This is a genomic window from Levilactobacillus brevis (assembly GCA_021383565.1).
Lineage (GTDB): Bacteria > Bacillota > Bacilli > Lactobacillales > Lactobacillaceae > Levilactobacillus > Levilactobacillus brevis_B.
Genome location: CP079699.1, coordinates 1,073,811 through 1,087,393 on the forward strand (window position 1 = coordinate 1,073,811; position 13,583 = coordinate 1,087,393).

Annotated in this window: 12 protein-coding genes; 2 read left to right on the plus strand and 10 right to left on the minus strand. The window is 52.7% G+C overall.

The genetic code is table 11. The features are described from left to right. Window positions 1–115: 115 nt before the first annotated feature. From KB236_05045 to KB236_05060, 4 genes are all read right to left on the minus strand, one after another. Window positions 116–1,627, minus strand: a complete 1,512-nt coding sequence (locus tag KB236_05045; protein ID UIF30095.1) for a glycosyltransferase — start codon at window positions 1,625–1,627, stop codon at window positions 116–118. Between the two features lie 719 nt (window positions 1,628–2,346). Then, a complete protein-coding gene (locus KB236_05050) occupies window positions 2,347–3,267 on the minus strand; it encodes an RluA family pseudouridine synthase (GenBank protein ID UIF30096.1) in 921 nt (306 codons plus the stop codon). Beyond that, window positions 3,264–4,067 (minus strand): NAD kinase, encoded by an 804-nt coding sequence (locus KB236_05055; protein ID UIF30097.1) that lies wholly within the window; start codon window positions 4,065–4,067, stop codon window positions 3,264–3,266. The genes KB236_05050 and KB236_05055 overlap by 4 nt, the downstream gene beginning before the upstream one ends. 4 nt (window positions 4,068–4,071) lie before the next feature. Continuing rightward, entirely contained in the window at window positions 4,072–4,731 is a 660-nt protein-coding gene (locus KB236_05060) for a GTP pyrophosphokinase family protein (protein ID UIF30098.1), read from the minus strand. 316 nt (window positions 4,732–5,047) lie between these two features. Between KB236_05060 and KB236_05065 the strand changes: the two genes are divergently transcribed. Together KB236_05065 and KB236_05070 are read left to right on the plus strand one after the other, a co-directional pair. Further along, the gene (locus KB236_05065; protein ID UIF30099.1) at window positions 5,048–5,698 is read left to right on the plus strand and encodes a DsbA family protein; all 651 of its coding nucleotides are present in this window, start codon (window positions 5,048–5,050) and stop codon (window positions 5,696–5,698) included. Window positions 5,699–5,854: 156 nt separating this feature from the next. Beyond that, window positions 5,855–6,721, plus strand: a complete 867-nt coding sequence (locus KB236_05070; GenBank protein UIF30100.1) for a DegV family protein — start codon at window positions 5,855–5,857, stop codon at window positions 6,719–6,721. 63 nt (window positions 6,722–6,784) lie between these two features. On the opposite strand, the gene pepF is transcribed toward KB236_05070, so the two are convergent. The 6 genes from pepF to KB236_05100 all read right to left on the minus strand — a co-directional run bounded on the left by pepF (window position 6,785) and on the right by KB236_05100 (window position 13,412). Beyond that, on the minus strand, window positions 6,785–8,593 hold the full coding sequence (pepF, locus tag KB236_05075; GenBank protein ID UIF30101.1) for an oligoendopeptidase F: 1,809 nt from the start codon (window positions 8,591–8,593) through the stop codon (window positions 6,785–6,787). Between the two features lie 83 nt (window positions 8,594–8,676). Continuing rightward, on the minus strand, window positions 8,677–9,735 hold the full coding sequence (locus tag KB236_05080) for a competence protein (protein ID UIF30102.1): 1,059 nt from the start codon (window positions 9,733–9,735) through the stop codon (window positions 8,677–8,679). A 147-nt stretch (window positions 9,736–9,882) separates the two neighbouring features. Further along, window positions 9,883–10,536 carry a tRNA (guanosine(46)-N7)-methyltransferase TrmB gene (gene trmB, locus KB236_05085; GenBank protein UIF30103.1) on the minus strand — a complete coding sequence of 218 codons (654 nt, stop codon included), beginning with the start codon at window positions 10,534–10,536 and terminating at the stop codon, window positions 9,883–9,885. A gap of 62 nt (window positions 10,537–10,598) precedes the next feature. Next, window positions 10,599–11,390: a phosphotransferase family protein gene (locus KB236_05090; GenBank protein ID UIF30104.1), complete on the minus strand. Its 792-nt coding sequence runs from the start codon at window positions 11,388–11,390 to the stop codon at window positions 10,599–10,601. A 58-nt stretch (window positions 11,391–11,448) separates the two neighbouring features. After that, the gene (locus KB236_05095; protein ID UIF30105.1) at window positions 11,449–12,675 is read right to left on the minus strand and encodes an ABC transporter permease; all 1,227 of its coding nucleotides are present in this window, start codon (window positions 12,673–12,675) and stop codon (window positions 11,449–11,451) included. Next, window positions 12,672–13,412: an ABC transporter ATP-binding protein gene (locus tag KB236_05100; protein ID UIF30106.1), complete on the minus strand. Its 741-nt coding sequence runs from the start codon at window positions 13,410–13,412 to the stop codon at window positions 12,672–12,674. Before KB236_05100 ends, KB236_05095 begins: the two co-directional genes overlap by 4 nt. Window positions 13,413–13,583 lie beyond the last annotated feature (171 nt).

Consider the following 13,583-nt stretch of genomic DNA (forward strand, 5'->3'; position numbering starts at 1 on the left):
TTATTCTCTCTATGTATGCGGTCACATTTTTGGTCGTTGCAACCGCATATCAACAATTGTCAATTATACCTAATTTCTTTTACAATTAAAACTAATTGCTCCTAAAAACAAAAATTCACTCAACAGGATTATTCAGACTTTGAACCAATTTCTCCCACTTTTGCATGGTCTTCGTTGGCGAATAGTCCAAGACGAGATGCTGCGCGTTTCCCATAAAGGTGCGCTGTAAATCGGGATTTGCCAGGTATTCACGAATCTTTTGATAGAGTTTTTCCTGGTCGTTCACCGGAACCAAGAAACCATTCTCGCCATCGTGAATCATTTCGTTAGGCCCATAGCGAATGTCATAGCCAATGACCGGAACCCCATAACTCAATTCCTCGACCGTGGAAAGTGAGAAGCCCTCTTCAACACTGGTCATCAGCGCCAAGGACGCCGGTCGATACTCACTGGTCAGATCCTTCTGGAACCCTCGCAAGAAAACGTGTTCACCCAAATGGTGCTCGTCAATGTAGACTTGAAGTTCCTTTTGAATTTTCTGTCCAAATCCCAGCATGTGTAACTGAACACGTGGGAATTCCGGAATCAATCGTTCGATAGCCTTAACCTGATGCATGAGTTGCTTTTCCGGCGAATACCGGGCGACACTGATGATGCGATACGGGTCGCGACGCATAACGTCCACTGGATGTGGCGTGGCAAAGCCAACGGGAATCGTGGTCACCGGTGGTAAATTGTCAAAGCGTGCCAGTAAATCACGGCGTTGCTGGTCGGTCGACACCACGATCCCGTTGAATCGGGCCGGATGGGCCAAGATATAATCATAAATGCCGTGCTTAAGCTCGCCGGTCATGATGTCTTGGCCCACTCGCACGTGGGTACTGTGGAAGACTGGACAAATCTTGATATCCGGTCGTGTCCGATCCAGCGACGTCGCCATTTGCCCGTTGCGATCGGTGAAGAAGATATCACCGGGCCGGGCAAGTTCGTCTAGGAAAAACGTTCGAAGTTCGGCCTCATCGTTGAAATAGTAGTCACGTTGCTGGTACTGTTTCAGGGTAATCTCTCGTAGGACCGTCTTCCCGTTGACTTGCTTGAACTGTTTGATGAGTTTTACCTGTTGCTGGGGATTGTAATACAGCTCCGTATCGGTCAATCCCTTCTCCACGAGTAGACTGGTCCGACTCAAAAAGCCATGGGAATCATAGACGTCCCGGCGAATCTTCGCGTGGTGACGGTCGAAATAATTGACGTAGTCGAGACGGGTCGCCTCTTTATCCAAGAAGTGGGCGTACATCAGAAACAGCCCATCTGCGTTGTCGACTCGAATATCACACGTATTGGGAACCTCGCGCAACCGGTAATGACAAATGGTCTGCCAATAATGTCGCCAGTCAAAATGATAGAGCGGCCCATGCTGCTGACTGTTCTGGAAATAGTCGTACATGGAAAACCCGACGTCCGCAAAGCCGAATTTTTCGAGGTGCTCATGCAACCGCGAACCGTACGATAAGTACAGAAGCGTCGCCGGCATCCCGGCCTGCTGGAACAACTGCATGCGGTTAAACTGGGCCTTCTCAATGCCGGTAACCGCCGATCCCAGACTGGTATCTACAAAATAATTCACACTGCCTTCCCCCTTGGGCACTAGCTTTCGTCCAACACACCCGCAAAATAGCACGATGGATGAAAGCACTTGCAATAGTATATGTTCCTAATTTAAGCCAAATCGCGGATGCAAGCAACTAATCCACCCTCAAACTTCGCCAGCGACTGGCATGATAAGGTTTCCTTACCAACACAAAAGCCAGCTTCCATCCGCCTTACAGATAGAAACTGGCTATACTTTAACTTTTCTAGTTTTCACTGGCCGCCTACCGTTCGCGCCAGATGAGCTGGAACGCGGTGGGCAGGACGCCCTGAGCCTGAGAAACGGTCTCAGGACTCGCTTGGAACCGCCCCAGACCGGCGTTTCCAAGTCGCCATTATCTAACCGGCTAACGCCGATCAGATAATCCCACGGCTGAGCTCATCTGGCGCTTCACTCTCGGCTACAATGGTGACACCCAATCAGACATGTTGTGGTTCCCAAACACGTAGACTTGCAAAGAATTTACACCGCTTCCCAGTAAAGTCACAATCTACGCTGGAGGAAGACAGTAATGGCGCCAGCCGTGACAACCCAGTTAGCCGACGTTTCTTGCCGGGTTACTGGGTGGGACGACTTGGGAGACTGGCGACTTTTGCCAGGCTTCCAAGCGAGGTGGAAGCCCGCTCCTTGGCTGAAACCGATCCCCACAGCAGGCAGAATTACTGTTAGCCGCAGGCAATGATTTAATCAATCGACTAACGGATAAGGCGGTCAGCACCATCCAGTATTTCCCGTTGAATCACCCGTGCCATGTCAGTGGGCAACGGTGCGTAACAGGTGATCCAGCGCTGGTCGAACGGCTGGTAAAAGGACAACCGCGCACAGTGCAACGCCTGCCGGTGAATCCACGGATTGGTCTGCGTACCGTAAAGCCAGTCCCCCAGCAACGGATGCCCCAGCGACTGGCAGTGCACCCGAATCTGGTGAGTCCGGCCCGTATACAGCTTAATAGCCAATAGGCTGGCCGTCTTGGACTGGGTTACCACCCGTAGTGCCGTCTTGGCTTGGCGGCCATCCGGACGTACCATGCGTTTGATAAAGGAACCCGGGGCCCGCCCAATGGGGGCCGTAACCGTCACCTGTCGTGGGGTGACCCGGCCCGTAGCCACCGCAATATAGCGCTTATCCAGTTGGCCCAGCTTTAACTGCTTATCCAAAATAGAATGGGCAAAGTGATGCTTGGCAAAGAGCACGGCACCACTGGTCTCCCGATCCAACCGCGTCACGATGTGGGTCACCGTGCTGGGCGCCTGAATCGTGACGAGATGGCCCTTCACCCGATTAGCTAGGGTATCATCCGGATACAAATGTGATGGCACCGAGGCCATCCCCGCTGGCTTATTCACCACTAGGAAGTGTTCATCCTCGTAGAGAATCTCCAGGGGCGCAAAGGATGTGCTCACGTTGGCATTGGCTGGTTCGGGGGGCAGCTGTAGCCCCACCGTTTGTCCGGGTCGCGCCATCGCAATGACACGTACCTCCTCACCGTCTAGGGTCACGACACCGCCGTGAAATTTCACACGTTTGAGAAACGTCCGGGTCACGCCATGATCCATCAAGACCGTCCGCACATGCATGGGACTAGTGCCCGTCACGCGCCACGCAAAACTGGTCATCCGTTCTCCCTCCCGATGAAGGAAGATTCGACGCGTTGCCAGAAATGAGTGTGCCGGTACTCAGCAAACGAAATGCGCTGCTGGGCAATCTGATAGGAGATGGCCTTGATAGGCCGACCTTCAATACTCAACTGGTCGCACATCAAGACGTTGTTCGCCGAACTGACCGGCTCTACACGAATCCACTCGTCCGCCGGAATAATCAGCGGCGACCCGAGCGTTCGAAAGACCAGATTATTGATGGAGGCAATTTCGGCCATCTGAATGGCATCAAACTGCGGGCTCAGCACCGCACCGCCCACGGCCTTGTTGTAGGCCGTCGAGCCGGTTGGTGTCGAGATACACAGGCCATCCCCCCGAAAACTTTCGAAGAATTCACCCTTGATATAGACATCCGCCACCATGGTTCCGGAAACCTTCTTGATGGTTGACTCGTTGAGCGCCAGCGCCCGGTCCGGATGAGTGCCATCGGCGTAGTCGACTTTAATCGTCAACAACGGGTAGCTGACACTCTGACCGTTATCCTCGACCAGACTGTCAATTAGCTCTTGGACCTCATAGTCCCGCCAGTCCGTGTAAAAACCCAGATGGCCGGTATGAATCCCAACGAAACGCACCCGATCTAAGCGGTCATTGTAGTGGTGAAACGCCGATAACAGCGTCCCGTCGCCGCCGACCGTAATGACGATGTCCGGGTCCAGACTGTCTAGGACAATTCCTGCCGCCGTTAATCCTTTTTTTAAGGCCGTCGCAACCTTCACTGAGGCTTGGCCGTTGTTGCCATAAATGGAAACCTTCATTGCGTCAATCTTCCTTACTCTGAGGGGCGTTCGGCGTATCCCCACCCGCACCGTTCTGCGGTGTGTAGTGCTGCGCCTCCTGAATCTCTTCTCGAATTTCGGACATTTCCGTGTCCAACTTGAAGGCGGCCTCCGCCGCGCGCTGAAGTCGTGCACTCAGTTCCGTCGGGAAGTCCCCTTGATACTTATAATTCAACGAATGCTCAATCGTTGCCCAGAAATTCATGGCCAGTGTCCGCACCTGAATTTCCGCTAAAATCTTCTTTTCACCCGTGACGAGCTGTACCGGATACTCAATCACAATGTGATATGACCGGTAGCCACTAGGTTTTTCATTATGAATGTAATCGCGTTCCTCAAGAATCGTGAGGTCGGTTCGTTGCCGGAGGAGGTCAACGACTTGATAAATATCCTCAACAAATTGGCACATGATTCGTAGTCCCGCAATGTCTTGCATATCCTGTTCCAAGCGTTCCTCCGCCACGTGGCGCCGCGTCATCTTCTCCACGATACTGGGGACTGGCTTGACGCGACCCGTGACAAATTCAATGGGCGGCCGTTGATTGCGATTCTCAAATTGTTTCCGAATGCCGCGGAGCTTGACTTTCAGCTCGCTGACGGCCTGTTGATAGGGCAATAAAAATTGATCCCAGTTTGCTATCATGACGACTATCCCCCAACCTTAATTACACAGCTTACCTATGAATTTTACCATAACTTGAGCGTAATCGAGACTAATTACCTCCTATCTGACCGCGAAATTTGAAAGTTGGGGTTAGTTTGATTTTCACGAGGCGTTTAGCTTTACCTGGCCGCAAAAATGTTGCATGATTAGGTTGCGTTTTAAACGAACGGGGCTCACCATCAAACAAACGTTTGGATTGCTATTTTTTGTATTTTTGCTAAAGTAGTGCTATTGTTACTTTTTGTTTGGTGATCCTTGCTGATTACCAACAGGATAGATATTAGGAGGAAGCAATGTGTTAGAAGTCTATTTGTTCGTCAACCCACTGGGGGCACGCTGTATGCGCTCAGAACAGAATATTATGCGGTTGGCTGACCACTTAAATAGCAAGGTGTCGTTTCAATTCGTCCCGCTGCTAAATCAACAAATTATCGAACAGGCTTTGCCAGAGCGGCACAGCTTGGCACAACGTAACGCTTACTTTAACGTTTACTACCAGGCGATTCTCGCCTATAAGGCAGCGCTCTTTCAAGGTAAGCGGAAGGGACGGAAATTTTTACTCGACATGCAGACGGCCGTCGTCAACAACCATCAACAGTTCTCCCAAAAACTGGCGGTTGAAGTTGCCAAGGACTGCCACTTAGACCTCGACATGTTTACCGAAGACTGCGATTCTGATCTGGCGAAACAAGCCTTTCAGACGGATCAGAAGATGGCTGCCGAGATGAAGATTGAACAGTCCTCATCGGCTGTGATCTTCAACTGTGATGTTTCGCAATGTGGGTTGTTACTCAACGATGTCACCTATGATTCTCTGTGTGATGTTTGTGAAAGTCAGGGTGTTGCGACGCGAGAAATGTTAATGGGCGAACCTAATTATGCGCAAAACAACCAACCCAATTCAGCAGCTGCGGGCGCTTTTGCTCCGCATTTACGGGTATTATAAATCGTTTTACATCAAGATCTGAGCGTTCGTGCTCAGGTCTTTTTTTCGCGGCTAAATAATTTATGGTGACCCTAAAAATTTGCGTTTAAAATCCCCCTAAATGTGAGCGGATATGGTATGATTGACCCAACTATTTTAGCCCAAAGGGGAACGTTTATGACAACTGCCATCGTTACAGATACTGCTGCTTACCTCACTGCCGATCAGATCGCCCAATACCCCATCACGGTGCTACCGATTACGGTGATTCTCGGTGGGCAGCAATATCCCGAATCCGAATTAAGCCTGCAAACCTTCTACGATTATCTCAAAACCGACCAGGAACTGCCCACGACGGCTCAGGTCTCCTTGGGGCAGATTGAGGAAGCCTATGACCGACTGGTGAGTCAGGGCGTGGATGAGATTATCTCCATCCACCTCTCCAGCGGGATTACCTCGTTCATGAGTAACCTGCGCGCGTTCTGCCAAACGTACACCAAGGCTAAGATCTATCCCGTTGACTCGCTGGTCGCCAGTGCCGGTGAAGCCAACCTCTGCTTGCTAGCGGGTAAGCTCATCGCGGCCGGACAATCGGCCGACCAGATTGTCCCCCAACTACTGGCTCTACGTGATACGCAGCACGTCTATTTTGCGGTCGATAATCTCAGCCACCTTGCGCGTACCGGGCGATTAACCAATCGCTCGGCCATGATCGGCAATCTCCTGAATATCAAACCCCTGCTGACCTTCAATGAGGCCGGGCAAATCATTGCTATTGATAAGGAGCGGACGATGCGCCGAGCCTTTGGCTTTATCACGGCTCACCTGAAAGCCGATCTCCAACAGATTGACTATCCGCTTCACGCCACGGTCATTGACGCCAACAACGAGGAGACGGCTCTGCGCTGGCAACAGGCCCTCCACGAACAATTTCCCACCGTCCGGGTCTCGCGAAGTACGTTAGGCCCCGCCATCAGCGTGCACACCGGCGAAAAGACCATGGGCGTGCTTTGGCAACAGGACTGGCAATCCATTTCCGATTAGACTAATCAAAAAACAGCATCCGTCTGCGAACTCATCGCGGACGGATGCTGTTTTATTGTTGATTTATTTCTTTAAGTCATGCGCCAATTGGCTAAATTCAGCCAACCGTTCATCAAACGTCTTAAACGCCGTCTCCAGGTAATCTGGCTTCGTCATGTCAACGCCAGCCTTCTGCATGACCTCGATTGGCAAGGCCGAGCTCCCCGACTTCAGGTAATTCAGGTAGGCATCGCGTTTGGCCGCGTCACCGCTGAGAATCCGTTGTGCTAGCGTGGTGGCCGCCGCGAATCCAGTCGAATACTGGTAAACGTAGTAATTGTAGTAGAAATGTGGAATCCGTGTCCATTCGTCCGCAATCTGCGGATCGGAGATGACCCCGTCACCGTAGTAACGCTGATTCAGGTCGCCATAGAACTTGCTCATGAAGTCGGCGGTCAACGTTTCTCCGGCCGCGTCCTGCTGGTGAATGTAATCCTCAAATTCAGCGAATTGGGTTTGCCGGTAAACCGTTCCCTTGAAGCCATCTAGGTAATGATTCAAAATGTACGCCCGAACTTGCGGGTCAGTTTGCGTCTTCAACAGATAATCTGTCAGTAAGTTCTCGTTGGTCGTTGAGGCAATCTCGGCCACGAAAATCGAGTAGTCTCCGTACTGGTAAGGCTGATTAGTCCGCGTGTAGTGGCTGTGCATGCTGTGCCCCATCTCGTGAACCAGCGTGAATAGGCTCTCCAGACTATCCTGCCAATTCAGCAAGATGTATGGCTTGGTATCGTACATCCCACCGGAGTAGGCCCCCGTCCGTTTGCCCTGGTTCTCAACGACGTCAATGGCCCGGCCATCAAACATCTTCTGCACGTTAGCAACATAGTCGGGACCCAGAACGCGCAACGCTTTGAGTGCTTCCTGCTGGGCTTCCGGATAAGTATACTTCAGGCTCGGTTCCCCGGTAATTGGCGTATACAGATCGTACATGTGGAGTTCGGGTAGGCCGAGAATTTCCTTCCGTAGGTTCACGTACTGATGGAGTGAATCCAAGTGAGCATTGACCGTCTTCACCAAAGTATCGTAGACTACGGCTGGCACATGATTACTGCTCATCGCAGCTTCACGAGCGCTCCCGTAATGTCGGACCTGAGCGCTAAAATTATGCGTTTTAACCTCACTAGACAGCGTGCTGGCAAAGGTATGTCGGAATTGCTGATAAACGCTGTACAGCGCCTTAAATGCCTGCTCACGGACCTTAGGCTGAGTGGACTGAAGTAAGACGCCATACAGCCCCTCCGACAGCCGGACATCCTTCCCGTCTTCGTCCTGAACGACAGGGAATTTGAGATCGGCATCGCTCAAGACACTGTAGGTCTTAGCAGAAGCACCAAAGATATCGCTGGCGCCGGCCAAGAGCTTTTCCTCAGCTGCGGATAACGTATGGTCCCGCTCCTCGCCCAACACGTCAAAGAAGTGTTGGTATTCGGTCAGCCGGGGTTCGGCGTCGATCAAGGCTTGGATGACCACCTGTGGCAACGCCAAGACTTCTGGCTCATACCAAGATGTCGCGGCTGCCACCGTGGCGACCAGACTCTCGGCCTGGCCAGACAAGGCCTGCGCGTTGGCGTCGCTAGTATCCTGGTCGTTTTTCAGGGAGGCGTAGACGTAGACCTTTTCCAATTGACGGTTCAGGTCAAAAATTGCCGCCGTCACCTCGTAGAGATCCGCCGCACTTTCCGCCAGTTGGCCTTGATGGGTAGCCACCTCTTTGGCTTGTTGTTTAACCGCGGCGACCGCCGCCTTAAAGGCCGCATCATCGGCATAAATGGGGGTCAGATCCCAAGTCAATGCCTCGGGAACCGCTGTGCGTTTGGGAATTTGTTTCATGTCCAGTCCTCCTTCAAATTTTACATACTCCCAGTTTACCACTTTCACGCCCAACGTTGGCGGCTGATCTCCCGGTCATCTCACTATTTTTTAATTTCTCCGACCCACCGCAAAGGGCGCAGGATCACCCAGCCGGCGGCAACCGTGCGCAAATACCCTTGTCTCTCCAGGTCGGCCATCAACTGCCGCTTAGCAATCTCTAATGACTGGTCAGCCGTCACCCCCACTGCCCGATAATGGCCGCCCACCACCTGAAAACTACTGACGGCTAGCCGATTAACGGTCGCAGCCGCTACAGTTGTCGTCGGTAGCGCGAAGAGCTTCGCGGCAACCAGTGCGCGCCAAATCAGTAGGCCTTGGCCAAAGAGTGGTCGGGTCTTTGCCGTCGTAGCCAACGTGCTGGGAATATCCAAGAGGTGGTGGCCCAGCGGATAAAGGTGCTCTTGGACGGCCAAGACGGCCGGTGTTTTCAGGTGAAGGTCCCGCGCTAATCGGGAGCGCCAAGCTGGATAGTTCAAGACCAGCTTCGGCAACGGCTGTTGATTGCCAGCGGTCAGTGCGGACAGCGTCGCCAGCCAGGTCGTACGACCATGATAGTTTCCCAGTGCATCTTGATAGAGATGGTGGTCGATTCGCAACCGTTGCCGGCGAACATCCCAAAATAACAGGCAGAGACCCCAACCGCGTAAATGCTGCGCGAATCGTTCAATCAGCGACCATCCCAGCTTCTGTCGCGCATAACGACTCCCGAGGAGCCACAGGGGATGGACACCCAGCCGGCGGTACCCTGTCGTTCGTGACCAGACCTGCTGCGTGGTGATGGGACTACACTGAAATTCCAACGCCACTGGCGGCCGGGTTGGGCGTGCCACCCAACAATCCGCACGCTGCTGAATTTCAGGCAACACGTGCTCCAACGTGACGGGTCCCCAATCCGCAAAGAAAGCGGCCAGTTGGCGTTTACCCGCAATATGCTGGGGCGTCTCTCCCTCGCTTAGAATCGAACAGGGGGATTGTGGACGATGGGCAAAGTACGGCTGCACGCGCGTTCCGTGCCGCAAGCCCACGCGTTGATGACAGGCCGGACAGGCGTAGTCTGATCGCCGCTGTGCGTATAGCGCATCCACCAACTGATCCTGCAACAACGCCACCAACATTTGACCACCCCTTTTCTACACCCTAACTCCGTAAAAAGAGGTCCATTATTCGTCAATTTCGCAAATTTCGATAAAAAAGTCCGCCGAACAGGTCCTGACTCATCGCCAGTTCCTGCCCCGCGGGCCGTCTATTTAATCTTGATCCTTCATCGGGAAGTGGGCAATCACTTGATAGATTGGTCCCTTCGCCGAGAACTTCTGTTCGTATTCCGTCTGAATATCTTCCACGCCATCCGTTGCCGCGTGCAAGTCCAGCCACACCCCATCGAAGACCAGGCCGAAGTTATTCAAGCTCCCCAAGGAATACTCAAACAAGCCGCGGTTGTCGGTCTTAAATTGGATCTCTCCTTTAGGCTGAAGGACATCGGCATAGTGCGCCAAAAACACGGGTGATGTCAACCGCCGCTTGGCGTGCCGCGACTTGGGCCACGGATCGGAGAAGTTCAGGTACAGGCCAGCTACTTCGCCCGCCGCAAAGAACGTATTCACCGCTTCGCCATCAGTGTGGACCAACTGAATGTTGGTTAACTCACTGGCCACGACCTTCTTCAGCGCCGCCGCAATCACGGAAAATTGGATTTCAATTCCAATAAAGTTCCGATCCGGATGGGCCTTGGCCATCTCGACGATGAACTGTCCTTTCCCCGTTCCGATTTCAATGTACAACGGTTGTTCCTTGGGAAAGCGGCTCTGCCAATTGCCCTTCAATGGTTCTGGTTCCTCTACCAAACGTTCAGGATGTTCGGCCACGTAATCCTTGGCCCACGGTTTATTTCGCACACGCACGATGCAAGTCCTCCTCTAATCACAACGGCGGGCGCAAGGTTCTGCCTCGCTCCCGCCGACGTTTAATCCGTTACTGACGCTCTTGTCAGTTTTTCCAGTAAAATTAAGTGTTGATTCATAATTTGAAACCGTTGTTGGTGGTAGCTGTCCGCAATCACACTCAGGCAGTGAATCCGCGCGTACCAGTTCACCCGCGCGGTCAAATCAGCCGTGATCGTCTCACCGTAGTCCTGAAGCCAACGTCGCCATTCTTCCAGTGGCACGTATTCACAGAGCAGGGCACCCAGATCATAGGCCGGGTCCGCAAACGTTGCAGCGTCCCAGTCGACCAGGTACAGGCGCCGGCGGTCAGACAACAACCAGTTCTTATGATTTAAATCACCATGACAAACTTCGTAATGCGTCTTGGGCAGTTGCGGTTGCTCCTCCTGCAACGTCGCAAACGCCGATTGAATCAGCGGATGGCGGCGTAAGTCAGCGGCTAAGGCTGGCTGCAAGCGAGCTAACAACTGGGCGGGCGTGGTAAATCGTCCGCCGACTTTTAATAACATATCATGAAGCAGGTGGGCATGATGGACCCGATGAAGTAGCCGAGCGACCCGTTGCTCGCGCATTTCCTCGCGGTGCAACGTCCGGCCATTGAGCCACTCCTGGGCAGTCATGACATCCCCACTGGCAAGCCGCTTAGTCCACACCAACCGGGGTGTGATGCCCTCCATGGAGAGCGCGGCCAGAAACGGTGACGCATTTTGTTTTAAGAACACTTTTTGTGAAGCCTTCGTTCCCATATACGCCGTGCCGGTATTTCCGCCCAGCGGATACAGACTCCAACCGTCACTGATATCCAGCGCCATGGCCACCCCTCCTCGATTTGTCAGCTATTATTAATTCTATGGGCAAATGCGAGCCACGTCAACCCCTATTTTCAACAGAACGGGCTAACCGGTGTGGCGTGTAGATTCTTGCCAGATACCAAACTTCGATGACCTCCACTAGCAGCGTCATGCCAGCCGTCAACACGTGCGGATTGGCCACGACCACGACCAGCCAGAGTAACAAGGCCGCCACGCTCAAAATCAACGTAATCAGCGTCACGAAGCTCTTGAGCCGTTGCGCGGGCAAGACAGGATAGACGTGGGTAAAGACCACATCATCGTATTGCTGGAAGAATGGTAAGAGTTGAAAGCCAATCAGGTAGATAAAGAGTGCCGCCAAGATCACCGGCAGCCACTCGCCACGAACGAAGTACAACAGAAGCATGCCAATCACGGTTAGGCGAACGACTAGGCCACTGAATTCGCTGCCCCGCACCATGCCGCGACTAAAGAGGTAAAGGTAAAGGTGGTCGTGACTAGGCTTGATGAGCTTGTACAGGCCATCTAGGTAGCGGCGACGCTTGATGGTGCCCGACAACATCGGAACTTCCGTGAACATGTTGAAGAAACGATAAATGCCCAGCATCCGGTTATCCTCAATCTTGATCTGCTCACGCCAACGAATCTGTTGTTTCTGCCAATGCTGCGCAAGCCAAGTGGCCACAGCCCCATCGAGGATGAGCGCCAAAATAATTGCGGCCCACGGCACCGTCCAGAGACCAACCGCCAAGATAATCAGACTCACACCCCACTTGATGGCCCAGTGGTTCATCCGCGTCTGACCATTTATCTGGTAGGCACTGGCCAAGTCCAACCGCAGCAACGCGTCCTTAAGGATAATCTGCGCCACGCCCAATTCGACGAGGCGTAACACAGGCCACCCCATTGTCACGCTCATGAAGGGGGCCAGTAAGAAGACCGCCACAAGCTGGGTGGCTTGGGCCAGTCCCTGGCTGTAACGCCGTGCCGCCACGAGATAGGCGTGCATCGCCCGTTCCTTAGGCAGCAAGAAGACCCGGTCGGCATCCTCAATCAAGGTGGCGAACCGGCCAATCTGAGCGACGATTGCCAAGACGACTAAGGCCACCACGGGCGCCCACCAGTAACCGGTCTTGAGCGTCTTCAACATATTGGAATAGCCATAACCCAGTCCACCGAGTAAGAAGAGTAACGCAAAAACAAAGAAATCATTGAATACGAGCCGCAAATACTTGGCCATTTCCCGGAGATGGCGCTGCAGCCGCGTCTTAAATAATCCGGTCATGCGCGATCAACCTTCGTCATCGAAAGGTAGATGTCGTTCAGCGATTCCCCCGCTTCCGGAAGAGCGGCTTGTAACTCGCTGAGCGTGCCTTCGGTCTTCACCTGGCCGTCGTGAAGCAGGACAAACCGGTCACAGTACCGTTGGGCCGTATCCAACACGTGGGTCGACATGAGGATGCTGGCCCCCTGACGCTTACGATCTTCAATTAATTGTAAAAGGTCATTGACCGCCAACGGGTCCAGCCCCAAGAAGGGTTCATCAATTATAAATAACTTGGCCTGCGTCAGAAAGGCACAGACGATCATGACCTTTTGCTTCATCCCTTTGGAAAAGTTCGCCGGGAACCAATCCAGCTTATTGTCCAACCGGAACGTCTTCAGTAACTTATGCGCCGTAGCCCACGCCTGGTCGTGATCCAGGTCGTACGCCATCATCGACACCTCCAGATGCTCACGCAACGTGAGTTCTTGGTAAAGCACCGGTGTCTCGGGGATATAGGCAATCTGCTGTTTGTACGCCTGACTATCCTGTTGAATCGTCACGCCATTCAAGGTAATCGTCCCCTTGTGGGGTGTGAGCAACCCAATAATATGATTAATTGTCGTTGATTTACCGGCACCGTTGAGCCCGATTAAACCAACTAATTCGCCGTCCTTAACGTCAAAGCTGATATCTTTTAAGACGGGAATCTGGGAGTAGCCCCCCACAACGTGGCTAACTTCTAAGGCCATATACATTCCCTCATTTCTCTTTTATTTAACCGATTCGGGAGTCCGCCGAATCCATACATCCATGACCAATCACCCGGTCATAACTCAGCTATTATACCATAGCTCACCCAGTGAACGAACGATAGAGGTGAATCGGGCCCTATTGATGGTGTATAATAAACGAAATCGAAGCGAAAG

Excerpts from the sequence above, each read along its gene's own strand:
- KB236_05050 (UIF30096.1), bottom strand. The coding sequence starts at position 3,267 with ATGACCAGTTTTGCGTGGCGCGTGACGGGCACTAGTCCCATGCATGTG.
- KB236_05055 (UIF30097.1), bottom strand. The coding sequence starts at position 4,067 with ATGAAGGTTTCCATTTATGGCAACAACGGCCAAGCCTCAGTGAAGGTT.
- KB236_05060 (UIF30098.1), bottom strand. The coding sequence starts at position 4,731 with ATGATAGCAAACTGGGATCAATTTTTATTGCCCTATCAACAGGCCGTC.
- KB236_05070 (UIF30100.1), top strand. The coding sequence starts at position 5,855 with ATGACAACTGCCATCGTTACAGATACTGCTGCTTACCTCACTGCCGAT.
- pepF (UIF30101.1), bottom strand. The coding sequence starts at position 8,593 with ATGAAACAAATTCCCAAACGCACAGCGGTTCCCGAGGCATTGACTTGG.
- KB236_05090 (UIF30104.1), bottom strand. The coding sequence starts at position 11,390 with ATGGCGCTGGATATCAGTGACGGTTGGAGTCTGTATCCGCTGGGCGGA.
- KB236_05095 (UIF30105.1), bottom strand. The coding sequence starts at position 12,675 with ATGACCGGATTATTTAAGACGCGGCTGCAGCGCCATCTCCGGGAAATG.
- KB236_05100 (UIF30106.1), bottom strand. The coding sequence starts at position 13,412 with ATGTATATGGCCTTAGAAGTTAGCCACGTTGTGGGGGGCTACTCCCAG.